This is a genomic window from Roseomonas sp. TS2 (genome assembly GCF_058833935.1).
The window spans coordinates 1-18,409 of the sequence record NZ_JCACVY010000081.1 but is presented as its reverse complement, the minus strand read 5'-3'; the positions used below and the strand labels follow the sequence as shown (position 1 = coordinate 18,409).

The following is an 18,409-nucleotide window of genomic DNA, read 5'->3' as shown; positions in this document are numbered from 1 at the left end:
CGAGGGCGGGCCGCGACACGGCGGGGCGCGGCATCATGCGCCCCCGGCCACCAGCGAGGTGCGGTGCCGCTTGGCCAGTTCCACATAGTGCGCCGCGGTGCGGTCCCAGCGGGCGCGCTCCTCGGCATCCATCACCCGCACCTTGCGGGCCGGCGAGCCCAGCCACAGCTCGTTGGCGCCGATCCGCTTGCCGGGCGCGAGCAGCCCGCCGGCACCCAGCATGCCGCCCTCCTCGATCACCGCGCCGTCCAGCACCGTGGCGCCCATGCCGACGAAGGCGCGGTCGTGCAGCGTGCAGGCATGGATGATGCAGGCATGGCCGATGGTGACGTCGGCGCCGATGATGGTGGGGTGGGTGCCGGCATTCACATGGACGATGCTGCCGTCCTGGATGTTGCTGCGGGCGCCGACGCGGATGAAGTTGGTGTCGCCGCGCAGCACGCAGTGATACCAGACGCTGGCATCCGCCCCCAGCTCGACATCGCCGATGACGGCGGCGCTGGGCGCGACGAAGGCGCTGGGGTCGATGGTGGGCAGGCGCCCTTCGAAGGGATGGAGCGGAGCCATGGGCGTGACGGGTTCCTCGCGCTGCGGCGGGGTTGGCCCGCCAGGGTTGGCCCGCCACCCGGGCGGCGGGCATGGGCGGGAGGGGCTGCCCCCCTCGCCCGCATCATCCTGCCCGCTGGCGCCGGGCGGAAGGGGGTGCCCCCCGCGCCCCACGCCCGCGGCGTCTCAGGCGGCCTGCCGTGCCGCCTGCTCCAGCCCGAGCATCAGGCCGATATTCTGCACCGCGGCCGCCGAGGCGCCCTTGCCCAGATTGTCCAGCCGCGCCACCAGAACGGCCTGGTGCCGCGTCGCGTTGCCGAACACCCGCAGTTCCAGCCCGTTGGTGTCGTTCAGCGCCTCGGGCTCCAGCTTGCCATTGGCCGGCGCCGGCACGACCCGGACCCAGGGCGAGCCTTCGTAATGCGCGGCCAGCGCCGCCCGCAGATCCTCCGGCGCGGGGTTGCCCGGCAGGGTGTCGAGATGCAGCGGGATGGAGACGAGCATCCCCTGCCGGTAGTTGCCGACGCTGGGGACGAAGATCGGCCGCCGCGTCAGGCCGGAATAGAGCTGCAGCTCCGGCAGGTGCTTGTGCTCCAGCCCCAGCCCGTACAGCTCGAAGGCCGGCGCGGTGCCGCCCTCATAGGCCTCGATCATCGCCTTGCCGCCGCCGGAATAGCCCGAGACGGCATTGACGGTGATGGGGTGGTCGGCCGGGATCAGCCCGGCATCGACCAGCGGCCGCAGCAGGGCGATGCCGCCCGTCGGGTAGCAGCCGGGGTTGGAAACGCGCGGGCTGGCTGCCACCGCCGCCGCCTGCGCCGCCGACAGCTCGGGGAAGCCATAGGCCCAGTCCGGGTGCACGCGGTGGGCGGTGGAGGCGTCGAGCAGCTTGGGCGCGTCGGCGCCGAGGCTGGCGGCCATGGCCGCGCTCTCCTTCGCCGCCTCGTCCGGCAGGCAGAGCACCACCAGGTCCACCTCGGCCATCAGGGCACGCTTGGCCTCGGGGTCCTTGCGCTGCGCCGGGTCGATCGAGCGCAGGGCGATGCCGGGCAGCGCCTCGAGGCGCTGGCGGATGCCCAGCCCCGTTGTGCCGGCTTCGCCGTCGATGAAGATCGCGGGAACGGAACCCTTGGCCATCTGGCCCTCCTTCAGGGTCGGTGACGATAGCAGAATGCAGAAAGGGCGGGTCCTCGCGGACCCGCCCTTGCCGATGAACAGCCCTTGATCGGGCCGGCGCGTACGCCGGCCCGCCAGCGTCAGCGCTTGCTGAACTGGAAGGAGCGTCGGGCCTTGGCCTTGCCGTACTTCTTGCGCTCAACGACGCGCGGGTCGCGCGTCAGGAAGCCGGCCTTCTTCAGGATCGGCCGCAGGGCCGGCTCGAAGTTGGTCAGGGCGCGGCTGATGCCGTGGCGCACCGCGCCGGCCTGGCCGGAGAGCCCGCCGCCGACGACCGTGCAGTACACGTCGAACTGCTGGTAGCGGTCGGCCACCAGGAAGGGCTGCGCGATCAGCATGCGCAGCACCGGCCGGGCGAAGTACTTGGAGGCGGCCTTGCCGTTGATCTCGACAGTGCCCTTGCCCGGCTTCACCCAGACGCGCGCGATGGCGTTCTTGCGGCGGCCCGTGGCGTAGGAGCGGCCGAACTGGTCCTTCTTCGGCTCGCGCGGCGCGGCGGCGGCCTCACCGGCGGCCGGGGTGCCGGCGACCAGGTTCTTCAGCTCGGACAGCGAAGTGGCGGTGGTCTGTTCGCTCATGATTTCAGGCCACCTTGTTCTTGCGGTTCAGGGCGGCGACGTCCAGCGTCTGGGGCTGCGCGCCGGCATGCGGGTGCTCGGCGCCCGCATAGACGTGCAGGTTCTTCATCTGCCGACGGCCCAGCGGGCCACGGGTGATCATGCGCTCCACGGCCTTCTCGATCACGCGCTCGGGGAAACGGCCCTCGAGGCGCTCACGGACGGTGCGCTCCTTGATCCCGCCGGGGTAGCCGGTGTGCCAGTAGAAGACCGACTGCTCGGCCTTGTTACCGGTCACCTTCACCTTCTCGGCGTTGACGATGACAACATGATCGCCGCAATCGACATGCGGCGTGAACTGCGGCTTGTGCTTGCCGCGGAGGTGATTGGCAACGAGGGCCGCGAGACGGCCGAGCACGAGCCCGTCCGCATCGATCAGCACCCAGCCCTTCTTGACCTCCGCCGGCTTCAGCGAGCGGGTCTGCGTGGTGAGCATGATCTGCTTTGCTTAGTCCTGGAAAGATGGGGCGGGTTATCGGCGCAACGCCCGGGGAGGTCAAGGGAAAAAGCTGTGGTATCATGATACCGCAGCCGTTCCGGCCTCAGGAGCAGCGCGACCACCGCCCCCGGTCGAGGTGGAAATGGTCGCGGTGCGGCGCGTTGTAATCCGGCCCCAGCACCGCCTTGAAGAAGCGGCAGGCGCCGTCCCGCGCATCCCGCAGGAAGGCGGCCTCCGGCCCCTCCCCCTCCCAGTCGCGCAGCAGGGTGATGGCGCGGCCATCGGCCAGGGTGAAGCCGGCGATGTCGATGGCGTTGGCCGTGGCGTGCTGGCTGCGGCGGCCCTCGGCGCGGTGATAGACGTTGCGGCAATTGTAGGTGCCGAGCTGCCGCACGGCGCGCACGCCCTGGCCGAAATGCGCCCGCGCCGCCGGCTGCAGCGCGTGCCGCTCGAACATCGCCCAGGCCACCGCCAGCGGGCAGGTCACCACCGGCCCCGCCGGGCTGAGCGCGGCACGGCCGCCCTCCAGCCGCACCGTGTTCTCCAGCGGGCAGCCTGAGTCCGAGGCACGGTCCGGCAGGCGCGCCATCGCCAGCCCCGACTGCTCCAGCGCGGCGAAGCAGGCCGCGGGCTCGCGCTCCAGCCGGGCCAGCTTCCAGGGCGTCACGAAATTGGGGGTGTCGCGGATGTCGAGCACGGCCCAGGGGTCCCAGCGCGGCGGCGGGCGCCACAGGCCCGAGACATAGAGGCCCGCCGGCGCCAGCAGCGACAGCAGCAGCAGGAGGATCACGACCCGGCGGAGCATCCGCCCTCAGATGGTCCCGCCGGCGCTCCGGGGAACCCCCCTCCCCTTGCGGGGCGGCGGCACTCGCCGCAAAGCTGCACGCCTTCGCGACCACACCGACCGGACGGAACCCGCCCCATGCCCGTGATCAACCGCATCGCCGACTTCCACGACGAGATGACCGCCTGGCGGCAGGATTTCCACCGCCACCCGGAGCTGGCCTTCGAGGAGGTGCGCACCAGCGGCATCGTGGCGGAGAAGCTGCGGGAGTTCGGCGTGGACGAGGTGATCACCGGCATCGCCAAGACGGGCGTGGTCGGCGTCATCCGCGGCAATGCGCCGGGCGGCGCCATCGGCCTGCGCGCCGACATGGACGCGCTGCCGATCCTGGAGGAGAGCGGCGTCCCCTACACCTCCACCGTGCCGGGCAAGATGCACGCCTGCGGCCATGACGGCCACACCACCATGCTGCTCGGCGCGGCGAAGTACCTGGCCGAGACGCGCAACTTCGCCGGCACCGTCTATGTCATCTTCCAGCCCGCCGAGGAGATGGGCGGCGGCGCCGAGGTGATGGTGAAGGAAGGGCTGTTCGAGCGCTTCCCGATGGACCGCGTCTTCGCCATCCACAACTGGCCGAACCTGCCGGCGGGCGAGATGCACTGGCGCACCGGCCCGGTGATGGCGGCGGTGGCCGATATCGAGATCACCATCACCGGCAAGGGCGCGCATGGCGCCATGCCGCACATGGGCAACGACCCGGTGGTGATCGCGGCGCAGATCGTCACCGCGCTGCAATCCGTCGTGGCGCGCAACGTGGAGCCGGTGGAGGCGGGCGTCGTCACCATCGGCAAGATCGAGGGCGGCAACGCCTTCAACGTCATCCCCGAGACGGTGAGCCTGCGCGGCACCGCCCGCTGGTTCCGCCCCGAGGTGGGCGACATCCTGGAGAAGAAGGTGACGGAGATCGCCTCCGGCATCGCCACCGCCTTCGGCGCGCAGGCGGAGGTACGCTTCTTCCGCATGTACCCCTCCACCATCAACGAGGCCGAGGCGACGCAACTCGCCGCCCGCGCCGCCGCCGCCGTGGTGGGCGAGGCCAACACGCATGAGCTGCCCAAGCCGACCATGGGCGGCGAGGACTTCGCCTTCATGCTGAACGCCAAGTCCGGCTCCTACCTGATGCTGGGCGGCGGCCGCTCGGCCACCGATGCCGGGCTGCACCACCCGAAATACGACTTCAACGACGCGGTCCTGCCGGTCGGCGCCAGCTTCTTCGCGGCGCTGGCCGAGCAGCTGCTGCCGCGCGGCTGAAGGCGGCACCCGTGAAGATCCCGCCCCTGCCCTTCACCGCCATCGACTGGTCGGCGGTGGAGCCGACCCGGCACGCGGGCGAATCCGGCCACGCGCTGTGGCGCACCTTCACTCTCGGCGACATCCGCGTGCGGCTGGTGGAGTATTCGCCCGGCTACGTGGCCGACCACTGGTGCGACCGCGGCCACATCATCCACGTGGTCTCGGGCGCGCTGGTCAGCGAGCTGAAGGACGGCCGGCGCACGGAGCTGAAGGCGGGCATGAGCTACATGGTGTCCGATTTCGGCGACGCGGCGCACCGCTCCGTCACCGAGACAGGCGCCACGCTGTTCATCGTGGACTGATCCTGTGCGGGCGGGCCGCGCAGGCCCGCCCGGCACGCCGGCCCTTCAGGCGATCAGCACGCTGTCGGAGGCATAGTCGCGCAGCACCACCGCCCCGCTGGCGGTGGGGTCGGCGCTGTTGGCGGTCTCGTAGATCATCAGCAGGTCCGGCCCCGCCGCCGCCACGGAGAACACGCCGGCCTCGGTCAGCGCGCCATGGAACAGGGCGTATTCGCCGGCCGCCAGCACGGCGCCCAAATTGCCGGGCGGAATGGTCTGCAACGCGTCCAGCGCCACCGGGCCGCTCACGCGCGTGGTGGCGCCGGTCTCGATCACCTCGCCGGCCCGGTAGTCGGTGATCACGTCGATCACGCCGCGGAAGGTGTCGCCGGCGGAGACGACGTCGTCGCCATTGTCCAGCACGGAGAGCGCGCTGGTGTTGTTCAGCACGAAGCGGTCGGCGCCGGAGCCGCCGCTCATCACCGTGCCGTCGCCCACCTGGATGCCCTGCCCGACGCTGAAGCTGCGGCTGCTCAGCACGTCCTCGCCCGCGCCGCCATACAGCCGGTTGTCGTAGCCGAAGGCGGAGAGCGTGTCGTTGCCGCTGCCGCCATGGGCGGCGTTGCCGCTGGCGTTCTGGCCGGTCATGGCGATGACGTCGTCGCCCGCCCCGCCGAAGGCCGTGTTGTCGTTGCCGGTGGCGGTGATGCTGTCGTTACCCGTTTCGCCCAGCAGCAGGTTCTTGTTGCCCGAGGCGATGATGCTGTCCCGGCCGGAGCCGCCCAGCACCTTGTTCCCGGCGCCATCCGGGTTGGCGCGGCCATCCACCGTGATCTGGTCATCCCCGGCCAGGCCAAAGACGAGCAGGCCGTTGCCGTCGCGGCCGATGGTGTCGTCGCCGCGGGTGCCATAGACCAGCTTCGAATTGAACCAGTCCAGCGCGGGCCGGGTGTAGTGCATCCAGTCCGAGGTGAAGAATCTGCCGAAGCTCATAGGCGGAACTCCCTTCCTTGATCCGCATCGGGGAGTTCCTGACCGGCTCCCAGCTTGAGCGGATCCGGCCTGTGTTTTTTTTTCGGGCCGGGCCCTGGCTCTACCGAACATCGATTTGTTTTCGAAATTACCTTGCCGTGAGCCCCGCCCTGTCTCGGCGCGGCGCGGCCGCCACCTCGCGGCCGGCCGCCCGGGCCGCTATGCTGGATGGCCGAAGGGAGACCCATCATGTGCGGCCGCTACTTCCTGCAGCGCGAGCCACAGCGCCTGGCGGAGTATTTCGAGACGGCGCCGCCGCTCCCCAACCACCCTCCTTCCTGGAACGTGGCGCCGACGCAGGATTCGCTGGTCGTGCGCCGCCACCCGGAGAGCGGCGCGCGGCATCTAGGCCCGCTGCGCTGGGGGCTGGTGCCGCGCTGGGCCAAGGACGCCTCCGGCGCCGCGAAGCTGATGAACGCCCGCAGCGAAGGCATCACGGAAAAGCCCTCCTTCCGTGAGGCCTTCGCCCGCCGCCGCTGCCTCGTGCCCGCCGACGGCTTCTACGAGTGGCGGCAGGAGGGCACGCGCAAGCAGCCCTACGCCGTGGCACTGGCGAGCGGCGAGCCGATGGCGCTGGCCGGGCTGTGGGAGGGGTGGCAGCAGCCGGACGGCACATGGCTGCGCACCTTCAGCATCATCACCACGGCGGCGAATGCCAAGCAGGCGCTGGTGCACCACCGCATGCCGGTGATCCTGCCGCGCGCCGACTGGCCCGCCTGGCTGGGCGAGGCGGAGGGCGACCCGCTGGCCCTGCTGCGCCCCAGCCCGGCCGGGGACCTCGCCTGCTGGCCGGTGCCGGCGCGCGTCGGCCGCTTCGCGGAGAACGATGCCGGGCTGATCGCCCGCGACCCGGAGGCGCAGCCGCCGCCCGAGCTGGACGATCCCTCGCCCTACGAGCCGCGATAGGTGGTGTAGGACCAGGGCGTGCAGAGCAGCGGCACATGGTAGTGCCCCTGCCCCTCGCGCAGCCCGACGCTGACCGCCACCACGTCGAGGTAGCGCTCCTCCGGCCCGCCAGCCATGCCGCGCGCGGCGAAGTAGTCGCCCACGAAGAAGCGCAGCTCGTAGCGGCCGGGCCGGAAGCGCTCCGCCGGCAGCAGGGCGCCGCCGGCGCGGCCATCGGCATCGGTGCGCTCCTCTGCCAGGAGCGCGGGCACGGGCTGCATCCGCCACAGCTGCACCCGCACCCCCTCGGCCGGGCGGCCGGAGGCGGTGTCGAGGATGTGGGTGGAGAGGGCGCTGGGTCTGCTCATGCTCACTCCGCGGCGCCGGCCCGGCGCTCCTCCGGGGTCTCGTGTTCCTGCGGGATGGGGGCGGTCAGTTCCGGCAGGTCGAAGGCGCGCAGGGCGGCGAGATGCGCCTCGGCATCCTCCAGCCAGAGCGCGCGGCAGAGCCCGTCCACCAGCCGCGGCACGCCATACTTCATGCCGCTGATGCTGGCGCCCGAGAGACCCATGGAGAGGGTCGCCGCATAGGTCATGCAGTGGATATGGCGCAGCAGCGGCGCGGCGCCGGGCTGCTTTTCCTGGAAGGCGAAATCCGGCGAGAGGTAGGGCGACGCACCGCAGAGGGCGCTCTCCTCGCCCGCTGGCGGGGTGAAGGCGTCGCGCCAGAGGCGGATGTGGCGCGCGAAGGGCGCCAGCTCCGGCCGCAGCCCGAGATCGAAGGTGAAGCCGGTGCCGAGGATGACCGCGTCGGCGCCGAAGGCGCCGCGCGGCGTCTCCAGCACCACCGCACCGCCCTCCATGCGGGCAGACTCGACCGGCGCGCCCATGACCAGCCGGAAGCGCGGGTCGGCGGCCACGCGGTCCCAGCTCTCCTGCGGCGGCGGCTGGTTCAGCTCGAAGATGTGCCGCGTGAAGCGCCATTTCAGCAGGTCCGGCAGGGCGTGGTACTGGCCGAGATAGCCGGCCTGCTCCATCCAGCGGAACGGGTTGACGCGCGGCATGCGCGGACGGCGCACCAGCATGGTGGCCTCGGCCGCGCCGGCCTCCAGGGCCGTGGCCAGGTTGTCGAAGGCGGAGGCGCCGGCGCCGATCACCAGCAGCCGCTTGCCGGCCAGCGCCGCGAAGTCGATCGCCTGGGCGGTGTGCAGCACCCGCCCCGGCGGCAGGGCGCCGAAGGGCGGCGGGATCTGCCAGGCCCCCGCGCCATCCATGCCGGTGGCCAGCACCAGCTTGCGGGCACGCCGCACCACCTCGCCCCCGGGCGTGGCGAAGCGCAGCGTCAGCAGCCCCGTCCCCGCCTCCTGGCCGATCTCCAGCAGCGTGTGCTCGTGCCGCACCGGCAGTTCCAGCACGCGGGCGTACCAGTCGAGATAGTCCTGCCAGTCCTCGCGGCCGATCTTGTGCAGGCTGTCCCAGGCGGCCTCGCCGTCGCGGGCGGTGAAATAGGCGCGCGGGGTCAGCGCCGGCAGGCCGAGATCGGGGCCCGTGACGTGCTTGGGCGTGCGCAGGGTGCGCATTCGCGCAAATGTGATCCAGACACCGGTGCCGCCCGGCGGTGCGCGGTCGAACAGGGCCAGCTTGTCCACCTTCTGGCGGCGCAGCCCGAAGGCCGTTGCCAATCCGGTCTGTCCGGCGCCGATGATGGCGACGTCGAGCACATCCGCCGCGGCAGGCCGCATCCAGGGGCGGGCGGGGTAGTCCACCAGCGACAATTGCTGCCGGATGTCCTCTTCTAGTCTCGCGAGTGCGGCCGGCATGCTTTGAACTGTCCCTGGCGAGGCTGCGCCGTCTGCTGCTATGCACAACATGCCGTGTGGTCCCGCCAGGAGGCAAGCGCGGAACCTGGCCTGGGCCATGCCACCAGCGAGCCGCTGCAGGGGAGACTGCCACGATGAGCACCACCGTCACGAAGCTGCGCGTCAAGGACGAAGACTTCCTTGTGGCCTCGATGATCGAGCGCTGCCCGAAGAGCATGATGATCCGCGAGCTGCTCCAGAACGCGCTGGAGGCCGCGGGCTCTGCCCCCGACGGCGAGCGGCGTGTCGAGTTCTCCACCGTGCCGGTCGAGGGCACGCCGAAGCTGGCGGTGTGGAACAGCGGCACCGGCCTCACCGGCCCGGAACTCTACCGGATGTGCGACATCGCCGCCTCGATCCGCAAGGAAACCGGGCTCGACCGCAATTTCGGCATGGGTGCCAAGGTGGCCTCCCTGCCCTCCAACCAGAACGGCATGCGCTACCGCTCGGCCCGCAAGGGCATGGTGCAGGAAGTGATGATCGGCAAGTTCGGCGGCGTCTATGGCCGCCTGCTGCGCCCGGGGACGGACGGGCAGATGCGCGAGGTCATCCACGTCACCGAAAGCGCCGCCGCCGAGGGCCGCCCGCTCGACCAGGAATGGACGGAGGTCGTGCTATTCGGCAACGCGCCGGAGCAGAACACGGCGCTCGACCCCTACAACGGCCACCCGCGCAGCCCGGCCCACTGGCTGATCGAGACCATCGGCCACCGTTTCTTCCGCTTTCCCGCCGGCACCGAGGTCATCATCAAGCCCGGCATCGCCCGGCTGACGCAGCCGCTGCGGGTGGTGAGCCTGGCCGAGCGGCTGGCGCAGCTCGAGCACTACGAGGCCGTGAAGGGTCCGGACGGCATCGTGCTGCACTACGCCTACGATGCGGACCTGCCGCGCAAGGAAGGCGTGATGCTGCACGAGAGCCTCGGCGCCGTCGTGCACCAGAACGAGATGTATGCCGTGGCCCGCGGCAATGCCTGGCGGCGCGAGGCGCCCAGCTTCGGCATTCCCTTCGCGGCGCGCAGCGTCATCGTCCTGGTCGAGCTGCCGGCCGACTACCCGGTGCAGCCGGAGGCCTATCGCGAATTCCTGCGCTACCGCACCGCCACCCAGGCGCAGGTGCGGCTGATGGACTATGCGGGCCTCGTCTCGCGCCACATTCCGGAATGGCTGTCGAGGCTGCTGGCCGATGCCTCGCCGGACGCCCTCTACCTCGACGAGGTGCGCGAGATGATGCGCACCATGCTGGAGCAGATGGAGGTGCAGCGCCGCCGGCCGCCGCCGAAGCCCGGCCTGCCCGGCGCGCAGCCGCCGGCGCCGCCCGCCGCCGCCAAGCCCGAGACGCCGCCGCCCGCGCCGGTGCTGGAGACGCCGCCGGCGCTGTTCCTGCTGCGCGACCCGGCCGAGCTGGCGGACCGCGAGCTGACCCACCGCGCAGCGGCCTATTATGCCGAGACGCACCAGCTCCACATCAACCTCGCCTACCCCGCCGTGCCGGCGCTGGCGGAGCGCCTGCTGGCCCTGGCCCCCGCGACGGTGGAGTCCGAGGCCGCCACCAGCGCCGCCCAGACCATCTCGGAGCGCGCCATGGTGATGCGGGTGGTGCGCGCCCTGGCCTATGGCCTGGCCAAGCGCGACCAGCCCAAGGCGTGGCGGGAGCAGCATCTGCGCGCCCTGCTCTCGCCGGAAAGCCTGACCCTGGCCGGCGACGACATCGAGACCGGCTGGCCGGACGCGGAACAGGCGATGCGCACCGCCCTCGCCGCCCTGCCGCCCGCCCCGGCGGAGAGCGAGGCCGTGGCGGCGGTGCCGGCCTGAGCCATGCCGCCCGTGCGGCCCTTCCGGCGGGAAGGGCCGCGCCGCGTCGTCGGCCCAGCCGCCGTCAGTCCAGCCGCCGTCAGTCCAGCTTCAGGCCGGTGCGCTCCACCACCGCCTTGAAGCGGTTGAACTCCTGCCCCAGGAAGGCGGCCGCGCTTTCTAGCGTGCTGTCGTTGCGCGGGTCGGTGCCGCTGCTGGAGAGGCGCTCGCGCAGCGCGGGCTCGCTCAGCGCCGCGTTCACCGCCTTGTTCAGCGCCGCCGCCACCTCCGGCGGCAGGCCCTTCGGCCCCACCATCGCCGTCCAGGTGGAGAGCGCGTAGCCCGGCACCCCCGCCTCGGCCAGGGTCGGCACATCGGGGAAGTTGGCGTCGCGCGTCTCGGTGGTCACCGCCAGCAGGGTCAGCGCCCCGTCGCGGATCTGGCCGACGATGGAGGCGATCTGGTCGATGGCGAAGATCACCTCCTGCTTGAGCAGCGCCTCGGCCACCGAGCTGCCGCCGCGATAGGGGATGTGGTTGGCGGGCGCCGCCGCCAGCTTGACGAACAGCTCCGACGCCAGGTGCGAAACGCCGCCGACGCCGGAGCTGGCGAAGCCGTCCGCGCCCTGCTTCTCCTTCAGCCGCGCGATCAGCTGCGGCACGCTCTTGATGCCCGAGGCGGCGGGCACCACCAACCCCATGGCGCTGGTGCCGATGATGGCGATCGGCGTGAAATCCTCCACCGGATGGTACTTGGCGATGTTGGGCTGCGCCGCCGGCGCCACCGCCAGGGTGGAGGCGGAGCCGACCAGCAGCGTGTAGCCATCGGGCTTGGCGCGGCGGACATAGTCGGCGCCCAGGCTGGAGCCGGCGCCGGGCCGGTTCTCCACCAGGGCGCGGCCATCCCCGCCCAGCAGCGGGCCGATGCGGTCGGCCAGCAGGCGGCCGGCGAGGTCGGTGGCGCCGCCCGGCGCGAAGGGCACCACGACGGAGATGGCGCGGTCTGGATAGGCGGCGGCATGGGCGGGGCGGAAGCCGGCGGTCAGGGCGGTGGCGGCCAGGGCCATGGCGCCGAGGCCACGGCGCGGCAAGCCGCCCTGCGAAGCGGATTTGCGCATGGAACGTCCTCCAGGGGGTTTTCTTCTGCGCCGCACTCTTCCCGGCGGCGACAGATGAGTCAACGGCATTGTCGACAATCCCGTCGCCGATTAAGCTGCGCAGCCCTGCCGCATGGAAGCCGCCCATGGCCGATGCCGCCCGAGACGATGCCGCCCTCCCCCTGCCCGCCACCATCGCCGCGGCGCTGGAGGAGGATATCGTCTTCGGCCGCCTCCACCCGCGCGAGCGGCTGATCGAGGAGGAGCTGGCCGAGCGCTTCCGCGCCACGCGCCACACGGTGCGCCAGGCCCTGGCCGAGCTGGAGCGGATGCGGCTGATCGAGCGCATCCCGCATCGCGGTGCGCTGGTGAAGGCCTACAGCCCCGAGGAGGTTCGGCAGCTTTACGCCCTGCGCGAGATGCTGGAGACCCAGGCCGCCGCGCTGATCCCGCTGCCGCTGGCCGGAGACGCGCTGGCGCCGCTGCACGCCCTGCAGCAGCAGCATGCCGCCGCCGTCGCCGAGGGCGACACGCGCGCCGTGTTCCGTGCCGACCTCGCCTTCCACCGCGCGCTCTACGCCCATTGCGGCAACCTGTTCCTGGCCGAGACCATCGAGGAGCTGGGCCAGCGGGCGCAGGTGATCCGCTACGCCAACCTGCGCAGCCAGGCGAGCATGGAATGGGCGCGCGACGAGCACGCCGCCATGCTCGGCGCCCTGCGCGCCGGCGACCGCGCAGCGCTGCTGGCGCTCTGCGTCGCGCATTTCCGCCCGGCGCGCGAAGCCTATCTCGGCCAGCACCCCACGCTGCTGGCCTGAACACCGAAGATGTCCGGAGGAAACCCCTGCCCATGACCGAGAAGCCCGAGCCCGTCGGCCTGACCCGTGGCCTGACCAACTATGGCGACATGGATTTCGCGCGCTATCTGCGCCTGTCCATGGCCCGCTCCATGGGCCTGTCCTCCAGCCTGCTGAAGAAGCCGGTGGTGGGCATCGCCGCCACCTATTCGGAGTTCAACAACTGCCACCGCGGCGTGCCGGAGCTTGTGGAGGCGGTGAAGCGCGGCGTGCTGGCCGCCGGCGGCCTGCCGCGCGAGTTCCCGACCATCTCGCTCGGCGAGCCCTTCCTGAACCCGACCGCCCTCGTCTTCCGCAACCTGATGGCGATGGACACGGAGGAGATGGTGCGCGGCCAGCCGATGGACGCGGTGGTGCTGGTGGGCGGCTGCGACAAGACCGTGCCGGCGCAGCTGATGGGCGCCATCTCGGCCGACGTGCCGGCGATCCAGGTGGTGACGGGGCCGATGTCCACCGGCCGCTGGCGCGGCGAGCGGCTCGGCGCCTGCACCGATTGCCGCCGCTTCTGGGCCAAGTTCCGCGCCGGCGAGATCGACCAGGAGACGGTGGAGGAGATCGAGGGCAACCTGGCCACCACCGCCGGCACCTGCGCGGTGATGGGCACCGCCTCCACCATGGCGTCGCTCGCCGAGGCGCTGGGCATGATGCTGCCCGGCACCGCCGCCATCCCCGCCGTGCACGCCGACCGCATCCGCGCCGCCGAGGCCTCCGGCACCGCCGCGATGATGCTGGCCACCCGCAAGCTGCGCCCCTCGGCGATCGTCACCGAGAAGTCGGTGGAGAACGCGCTGCGCGTGCTGCTGGCGATCGGCGGCTCGACCAACGCCATCATCCACCTCACCGCCATCGCCGGGCGCGCCGGCATCAAGGTGGACCTCAACCGGCTCAACGTGCTGTCCGACGAGACGCCGGTGCTGGTGGACCTCAAGCCCACCGGCCCCTTCTACATGGAGGATCTCTACGCGGCGGGCGGCATCGGCGCCGTGCTGCGCGAGCTGCGGCCGATGCTGCATCTCGACGTGATGACCGTCACCGGCCAGACGCTGGGCGAGCGGCTGGACGCCGAGCCAGGCTATGTGGACCGCACCGTGGTGCGCGCGCGGGAGGAGCCGCTGCAGCCGCAGGGCGGGCTGGTCGCGCTGTTCGGCAGCCTGGCGCCGCGCGGCGCCATCCTCAAGCGGGCGGCGGCCGACCCGGCGCTGTTCGAGCGCGAGGGCCGCGCCGTCGTCTTCTCGTCGCTGGAGGACCTCTCCGCGCGCATCGACAGCCCCGACCTCGACGTGACGGCGGACGACTTCCTGGTGCTCCAGAATGCCGGCCCGCTCTCGCCCTCCGGCATGCCGGAAGCGGGCTACCTGCCCATTCCGGCCAAGCTGGCGCGGGCGGGGGTGAAGGACATGGTGCGCATCTCGGATGCCCGCATGTCCGGCACCGCCTATGGCACCATCGTGCTGCACGTCTCGCCGGACGCCGCCTCGGGCGGGCCGCTCGGGCTGGTGCGGGATGGCGACCGCATCCGCCTCTCGGTGAAGGAGCGGCGGATCGACCTGCTGGTGGACGCGGCCGAGCTGGAGCGCCGCCGCGCCACCCAGCCCGCCACCGCCGCCACGGCGAAGCGCGGCTATGCGCGGCTCTACACGGAGCAGGTGCTGCAGGCCGACGAGGGCTGCGACCTCGACTTCCTGCGCGCCGAGCCATCCTCCCCGGCGGCTGCGGCGCCCGGCGGGAACAACACGGCCGGGTGAGCCGGCGCCCGGCCGGTGCAAGACCGGTCGGGATCGCCTAGATGAGGGGCGGGAGGACGACCTCCCCTCGCATCGACCACGGCAGGGACGACCCCGCCACCTTGGAAAGGGGGGCGTTCCCTCATGTCCTGGATCTACCTTGCCCTGGCGGGCCTTCTGGAAATCGGCTGGGCCGTGGGGCTGAAATACACCCACGGCTTCACGCGGCTGGTGCCCACCGTGCTGACGGTGACGAGCATGGCCGCCAGCCTGGGCCTGCTCGGCCTCGCCCTGCGCGGCCTGCCGCTCGGCACCGCCTACGCGGTCTGGACCGGCATCGGCACGGTGGGCACGGCGCTGCTCGGCATCGCCCTGTTCGGCGAGCCCGCCACGGCCGCGCGCCTGCTCTGCATCGCCCTGATCGCGGGCGGCATCATCGGCCTCAAGCTGGTCGGCTGACGGCGGCAGGAGGGAGGCCGGGGGGGAATTCCCCCTCCCCGGCCTTTCCCCTATCCATGACGGCTGGTTCTCAGGAGCACAGCACAATGGCCGCACCCCCCAACCTGATCGCGGCGGTGGACGAGGCGCGGCAATGGGACCGCCTGATGCGCATGGCGCAGCTCGGCGCCATCCCCGGCGACGGGGTGAACCGCCCCTGCCTCTCGCCGCTCGACCGCGAGGCGCGCCGGCTGCTGATCGGCTGGGCACGCGAGCTTGGCCTGACCGTGGCGACCGACGGGCTGGCCAACCTGTTCCTCCGCCACGAGGGCACCGACCCGGAGGCCGCCCCCGTGCTGACCGGCAGCCACATGGACAGCCAGCCCAATGGCGGGCGGTTCGACGGCATCTGGGGCGTGCTGGCGGGGCTGGAGGCGGTGCAGGCCATCCGCGAGGCCGGCATCGCCACCCGCCGGCCGATCGAGGTGGTGGCCTGGACCAATGAGGAGGGCGGCCGCTTCGCCCCCGGCTGCATGGGCAGCATGGCCTGGAGCGGCTTCCGCCCCGCCGACAGCTGGGATTCGGTGACCGACGCGGCGGGCACCACCTTCCGCGCCGCGCTGGAGGAGCATCTGGCGGCCGAGGCCGACCTGCCCCGCCGCCCCTTCGGCACGCCGCGCCCGCACGCCTATGTGGAGGCGCATATCGAGCAGGGGCCGCGGCTGGAGGCGGGTGGGCTGGACATCGGCATCGTCACCGGCATCCAGGGCAGCCGCTGGTTCACCGTGGAGATCCATGGCCGCACCGACCATGCCGGCACCACGCCCCTCGGCCAGCGGAAGGATGCGGTGCAGGACATGCTGCGCGCCATCACCGCCCTGAACGCGCTGACGCACGACCCGGCGGATGTGCTGCGCTTCACCGTGGGCCGGGTGGAGGTGTTCCCCAACGCCTCCAACACGGTGGCGAACCTGGCGCGTTTCAGCATCGACCTGCGCCACCCGGACAAGGATGTGCTGCTGAAGCGGGGCGATGCCATTCCCGGCGTCATCCAGGCCGCGCTGCGCGGCTGCACCGCCACCGTCACCGAGACCTTCCACGCCCTGCCCGTCACCTTCCGGCCCGAGGTGCCGGAGGCGGTGGAGCGCGCGGCGGCGGCGCAGGGGCTGAAATCCCTGCGGATGCCCTCCGGCGCCTTCCACGACGCGCAGTTCCTGGTGCCGCTCTGCCCCTCGGGGATGATCTTCGTGCCCTGCCGGGATGGCGTGAGCCATCACCCGTCGGAGTATTCCTCGCCGGAGCAGCTCGCCCGGGGAACACGGGTGCTGGCGGCGGCGCTGGTGGAGCTGGCCGGCGCCTGAGCCGGGAATATCTGAGCTTGGCGCGCCTGAGCCGGGCGCAGCTGAGCCGGGGGCGCCGCTACCAGCGGCGCGGCGGGCCGCAATCGAGGTGGACGAAGCCTTCGCGGCGGTAGAGGCCGACGCCGCCCACCTGCATCTGCGCGGCGGCGCGCGCCACGCCATAGGCGTCGCGCCCCGGCAGGCGGAAATCGGCCGCCATGCCGGACATGTGCAGGCTCACCGTCGAGACGCGGCGGGTGCGGAGCTGGCCGTTGCGCTCCGGCGTGCGGTAGCCGCTGGAGATGACGAAGGCCTCCGAGGCCTCGAGCTGCTCGGCCACGGCGTGCAGCACGTCGAACAGCCTTGGGTCCATCGGCGTCACCTCGGCGGCGGAGAGGTCGCGGAACACCCAGTCCAGCTTGTGCAGCGCCTCGCGGTCGTAGCGGCCATCGCGGAAGTACACGCCCTCGAAGCGGTCCTCCGTGTAGCTGCGCTCCACCCGCAGGCTGCGCACCGGGGCGAGCGGCGGGGCGGCCCGCGCGGCGCGTGGCAGTGCCGCGCAGGCCAGCAGGCCGAGGCCGGCGGTGATCACCTCGCGCCGCCCGGCCAGGGCGGGGTCGCAGCAGGGGCAGCTTTGCGGCTTGTGTCGTCCGAACAGCATCAGGGGCTCGCAACCTTTGTCGCCTCGGCGGGGCCAGGGGCCTCGGCGCGGGCGGGGCGGGGCTGTTCCGGCGCCGGGCGCGCCGGAGCGGGGATGGCGGAGGGCGCTCCGGCCGTGCTGGAAGCCGTGTTCTGGGCCAGCGGCACGGGGGCCGCGCCGGGTGCCGCGCCGGGCGCCGGGCGGCGCTGGTCCAGCAGCCGCAGATAGGCGGCATCCAGCCCGTAGATGTCGGGGCGGACGCGCACCAGCCCGTCCTCCACCGTCACCGTGGTGTAGGCCAGCCGCACCGGCAGGGTGCGGGCGAGGCCGACGAAGCTGGTCTGCCGGCTGTCGAGCGCCGCCTGGGCGCGCTCGCGGTTCCAGCCGGGGGCGTTCTCCAGCACCAGCGCCAGCAGCTCCATGGGCTGGCTGAGGCGGATGCAGCCCGAGGAGAGGGCGCGGTCGCCGCGGCTGAACAGGTGGCGGTCCGGCGTGTCGTGCAGGTAGATATCGTCGCCATTGGGCATGACGAATTTCAGCCGGCCGAGCGCGCTCACATCGCTCGCATCCTGCCGCACGATGTAGGGGAAGCGCTGCGGGTTCACGCTCGCCCAGTCCACCGTCATCGGGTCCACCTCCACCCGCTCGCCGCCGACCACGGTGAACAGGCGGAAGCCCTTCTCCATCATGGCGCGCGGGTCGCGGCGGAAGCGCGGCAGCAAGTCCTCGCGCGCGTTGCGTTCGGGCACGCCCCAGGGCGGGTTGAACTGCACCGCCGTCATCTTCACCGCCAGCGGCGGCGTGGCCCGCGCCGCCTTGCCGACGATGACCGGCATCTCCAGCAGGGTGCGCGCCCCCTCCATCACCCAGAGGCGGAACTCGGGGATGTTCACCTCGATGCGCCGGCCGGCGGGCGGGGCGGCGGCGCCGCGGCGCATGTCCATCGCCACCCGCACCTGGCCGAGCCAGGCCTCGGCCGGGCGGTTCATCAGCCGCAGCGTGGCGGGGCCGACGCGGCCATCCACGTCCAGCCCATGCGCGGCCTGCCAGCGGCGCACCGCCTCTTCGAGCGCCGTGTCGAACAGCTCGCCGGCATCCGGGGCGGCGGCCAGGGTGGTGTCGTCGGCGGCGAGGCGGGCGCGCAGGGCGGGGATTCGCACCGGGTCGGCCATGCCGGGGTCCAGCGTTCCCCCCGCCGGCACCAGCGGCCAGCCGCCGGCCTCGACGCGGGCGCGCACGGCTTGCAGGGCCAGGCGCAGCGCCGGCATGTCGGGGTGGCTCAGCGCCGCCTGCTCGATCACCTCGGCCGGCTCCGGGCTGCGCAGCAGCTGCGCCTGCCACTGCGCCAGCCGGGCCGGGGAAAGGTCTCGGCGGAGATCCGGCCGCCCGGGCTGCTCGGTCACGCGGCCCTGCACCAGGTCGGCCAGCGCCGCGCCGGCGGCGGCATAGAGGGCGGCGGCATGGCCCTGCGGGTCGGCGCCGAGGCGGGCATCGGGCGGAATGTCATAGAGCCGGGGCGAGAGGCCATCGACCGACAGCAGCCGCAGCCGGGC

The 18,409-nt window shown here is 72.4% G+C and carries 19 protein-coding genes; 8 read left to right on the top strand and 11 right to left on the bottom strand.

The genetic code is table 11. From position 1 onward, the window contains the following. Positions 1-33 precede the first annotated feature (33 nt). From ACZJYS_RS13945 to ACZJYS_RS13925, 5 genes are all read right to left on the bottom strand, one after another. On the bottom strand, positions 34-567 hold the full coding sequence (locus tag ACZJYS_RS13945; protein ID WP_493179043.1) for a gamma carbonic anhydrase family protein: 534 nt from the start codon (positions 565-567) through the stop codon (positions 34-36). 165 nt (positions 568-732) lie between these two features. Then, complete coding sequence (gene argC, locus ACZJYS_RS13940) at positions 733-1,683, bottom strand: N-acetyl-gamma-glutamyl-phosphate reductase (RefSeq protein ID WP_493179040.1); 951 nt, start codon at positions 1,681-1,683, stop codon at positions 733-735. A gap of 119 nt (positions 1,684-1,802) precedes the next feature. Further along, entirely contained in the window at positions 1,803-2,300 is a 498-nt protein-coding gene (gene rpsI, locus ACZJYS_RS13935) for a 30S ribosomal protein S9 (protein ID WP_109516030.1), read from the bottom strand. Between the two features lie 4 nt (positions 2,301-2,304). Beyond that, positions 2,305-2,775 (bottom strand): 50S ribosomal protein L13, encoded by a 471-nt coding sequence (gene rplM / locus ACZJYS_RS13930; RefSeq protein ID WP_109516031.1) that lies wholly within the window; start codon positions 2,773-2,775, stop codon positions 2,305-2,307. Positions 2,776-2,881: 106 nt separating this feature from the next. Continuing rightward, positions 2,882-3,583, bottom strand: coding sequence for an extensin-like domain-containing protein (locus tag ACZJYS_RS13925; RefSeq protein WP_493179035.1), 702 nt, complete (start codon positions 3,581-3,583; stop codon positions 2,882-2,884). Positions 3,584-3,700: 117 nt separating this feature from the next. On the opposite strand from ACZJYS_RS13925, the gene ACZJYS_RS13920 reads away from it, so the two are divergent. Continuing rightward, entirely contained in the window at positions 3,701-4,873 is a 1,173-nt protein-coding gene (locus ACZJYS_RS13920; protein WP_109516033.1) for a M20 aminoacylase family protein, read from the top strand. An 11-nt stretch (positions 4,874-4,884) separates the two neighbouring features. Beyond that, positions 4,885-5,217 carry a DHCW motif cupin fold protein gene (locus tag ACZJYS_RS13915; protein WP_493179032.1) on the top strand — a complete coding sequence of 111 codons (333 nt, stop codon included), beginning with the start codon at positions 4,885-4,887 and terminating at the stop codon, positions 5,215-5,217. Positions 5,218-5,262: 45 nt separating this feature from the next. On the opposite strand, the gene ACZJYS_RS13910 is transcribed toward ACZJYS_RS13915, so the two are convergent. Next, the gene (locus ACZJYS_RS13910; RefSeq protein WP_493179030.1) at positions 5,263-6,189 is read right to left on the bottom strand and encodes a calcium-binding protein; all 927 of its coding nucleotides are present in this window, start codon (positions 6,187-6,189) and stop codon (positions 5,263-5,265) included. 228 nt (positions 6,190-6,417) lie between these two features. Here ACZJYS_RS13910 and ACZJYS_RS13905 point away from each other — a divergent pair, with 228 nt between their 5' ends. After that, positions 6,418-7,134, top strand: a complete 717-nt coding sequence (locus ACZJYS_RS13905) for an SOS response-associated peptidase (RefSeq protein ID WP_379650625.1) — start codon at positions 6,418-6,420, stop codon at positions 7,132-7,134. Here ACZJYS_RS13905 and uraH read toward each other — a convergent pair. Together uraH and ACZJYS_RS13895 are read right to left on the bottom strand one after the other, a co-directional pair. Continuing rightward, positions 7,119-7,481, bottom strand: coding sequence for a hydroxyisourate hydrolase (uraH, locus tag ACZJYS_RS13900; RefSeq protein WP_493179027.1), 363 nt, complete (start codon positions 7,479-7,481; stop codon positions 7,119-7,121). The genes ACZJYS_RS13905 and uraH overlap by 16 nt on opposite strands. A gap of 2 nt (positions 7,482-7,483) precedes the next feature. Beyond that, a complete protein-coding gene (locus ACZJYS_RS13895; protein WP_493179025.1) occupies positions 7,484-8,932 on the bottom strand; it encodes a SidA/IucD/PvdA family monooxygenase in 1,449 nt (482 codons plus the stop codon). A gap of 134 nt (positions 8,933-9,066) precedes the next feature. On the opposite strand from ACZJYS_RS13895, the gene ACZJYS_RS13890 reads away from it, so the two are divergent. Then, the gene (locus tag ACZJYS_RS13890; RefSeq protein WP_493179022.1) at positions 9,067-10,782 is read left to right on the top strand and encodes an ATP-binding protein; all 1,716 of its coding nucleotides are present in this window, start codon (positions 9,067-9,069) and stop codon (positions 10,780-10,782) included. A 79-nt stretch (positions 10,783-10,861) separates the two neighbouring features. Here ACZJYS_RS13890 and ACZJYS_RS13885 read toward each other — a convergent pair whose 3' ends face one another. Next, positions 10,862-11,878 carry a Bug family tripartite tricarboxylate transporter substrate binding protein gene (locus ACZJYS_RS13885; RefSeq protein WP_493179020.1) on the bottom strand — a complete coding sequence of 339 codons (1,017 nt, stop codon included), beginning with the start codon at positions 11,876-11,878 and terminating at the stop codon, positions 10,862-10,864. A 125-nt stretch (positions 11,879-12,003) separates the two neighbouring features. On the opposite strand from ACZJYS_RS13885, the gene ACZJYS_RS13880 reads away from it, so the two are divergent. From ACZJYS_RS13880 to ACZJYS_RS13865, 4 genes are all read left to right on the top strand, one after another. Next, a complete protein-coding gene (locus ACZJYS_RS13880) occupies positions 12,004-12,675 on the top strand; it encodes a GntR family transcriptional regulator (protein ID WP_493179018.1) in 672 nt (223 codons plus the stop codon). Between the two features lie 32 nt (positions 12,676-12,707). Next, positions 12,708-14,459: a dihydroxy-acid dehydratase gene (locus ACZJYS_RS13875; RefSeq protein ID WP_493179016.1), complete on the top strand. Its 1,752-nt coding sequence runs from the start codon at positions 12,708-12,710 to the stop codon at positions 14,457-14,459. Between the two features lie 123 nt (positions 14,460-14,582). Then, a complete protein-coding gene (sugE, locus tag ACZJYS_RS13870) occupies positions 14,583-14,897 on the top strand; it encodes a quaternary ammonium compound efflux SMR transporter SugE (RefSeq protein ID WP_379633522.1) in 315 nt (104 codons plus the stop codon). Positions 14,898-14,983: 86 nt separating this feature from the next. Continuing rightward, positions 14,984-16,237 (top strand): M20 family metallo-hydrolase, encoded by a 1,254-nt coding sequence (locus tag ACZJYS_RS13865; RefSeq protein ID WP_493179013.1) that lies wholly within the window; start codon positions 14,984-14,986, stop codon positions 16,235-16,237. A 58-nt stretch (positions 16,238-16,295) separates the two neighbouring features. On the opposite strand, the gene ACZJYS_RS13860 is transcribed toward ACZJYS_RS13865, so the two are convergent. Further along, entirely contained in the window at positions 16,296-16,877 is a 582-nt protein-coding gene (locus ACZJYS_RS13860; RefSeq protein ID WP_109516045.1) for a YcbK family protein, read from the bottom strand. Beyond that, positions 16,877-18,409, bottom strand: a 1,533-nt coding sequence (locus tag ACZJYS_RS13855; RefSeq protein ID WP_493179010.1) for a L,D-transpeptidase family protein, incomplete at its 5' end; no start/stop codon positions are given. The genes ACZJYS_RS13860 and ACZJYS_RS13855, both read right to left, overlap by 1 nt.

Excerpts from the sequence above, each read along its gene's own strand:
- ACZJYS_RS13925 (WP_493179035.1), bottom strand. The coding sequence starts at position 3,583 with ATGCTCCGCCGGGTCGTGATCCTCCTGCTGCTGCTGTCGCTGCTGGCG.
- ACZJYS_RS13880 (WP_493179018.1), top strand. The coding sequence starts at position 12,004 with ATGGCCGATGCCGCCCGAGACGATGCCGCCCTCCCCCTGCCCGCCACC.
- argC (WP_493179040.1), bottom strand. The coding sequence starts at position 1,683 with ATGGCCAAGGGTTCCGTTCCCGCGATCTTCATCGACGGCGAAGCCGGC.
- rplM (WP_109516031.1), bottom strand. The coding sequence starts at position 2,775 with ATGCTCACCACGCAGACCCGCTCGCTGAAGCCGGCGGAGGTCAAGAAG.
- ACZJYS_RS13905 (WP_379650625.1), top strand. The coding sequence starts at position 6,418 with ATGTGCGGCCGCTACTTCCTGCAGCGCGAGCCACAGCGCCTGGCGGAG.
- ACZJYS_RS13920 (WP_109516033.1), top strand. The coding sequence starts at position 3,701 with ATGCCCGTGATCAACCGCATCGCCGACTTCCACGACGAGATGACCGCC.
- ACZJYS_RS13875 (WP_493179016.1), top strand. The coding sequence starts at position 12,708 with ATGACCGAGAAGCCCGAGCCCGTCGGCCTGACCCGTGGCCTGACCAAC.
- uraH (WP_493179027.1), bottom strand. The coding sequence starts at position 7,481 with ATGAGCAGACCCAGCGCCCTCTCCACCCACATCCTCGACACCGCCTCC.
- ACZJYS_RS13890 (WP_493179022.1), top strand. The coding sequence starts at position 9,067 with ATGAGCACCACCGTCACGAAGCTGCGCGTCAAGGACGAAGACTTCCTT.
- ACZJYS_RS13895 (WP_493179025.1), bottom strand. The coding sequence starts at position 8,932 with ATGCCGGCCGCACTCGCGAGACTAGAAGAGGACATCCGGCAGCAATTG.
- sugE (WP_379633522.1), top strand. The coding sequence starts at position 14,583 with ATGTCCTGGATCTACCTTGCCCTGGCGGGCCTTCTGGAAATCGGCTGG.
- ACZJYS_RS13860 (WP_109516045.1), bottom strand. The coding sequence starts at position 16,877 with ATGCTGTTCGGACGACACAAGCCGCAAAGCTGCCCCTGCTGCGACCCC.
- rpsI (WP_109516030.1), bottom strand. The coding sequence starts at position 2,300 with ATGAGCGAACAGACCACCGCCACTTCGCTGTCCGAGCTGAAGAACCTG.
- ACZJYS_RS13885 (WP_493179020.1), bottom strand. The coding sequence starts at position 11,878 with ATGCGCAAATCCGCTTCGCAGGGCGGCTTGCCGCGCCGTGGCCTCGGC.
- ACZJYS_RS13945 (WP_493179043.1), bottom strand. The coding sequence starts at position 567 with ATGGCTCCGCTCCATCCCTTCGAAGGGCGCCTGCCCACCATCGACCCC.
- ACZJYS_RS13865 (WP_493179013.1), top strand. The coding sequence starts at position 14,984 with ATGGCCGCACCCCCCAACCTGATCGCGGCGGTGGACGAGGCGCGGCAA.
- ACZJYS_RS13910 (WP_493179030.1), bottom strand. The coding sequence starts at position 6,189 with ATGAGCTTCGGCAGATTCTTCACCTCGGACTGGATGCACTACACCCGG.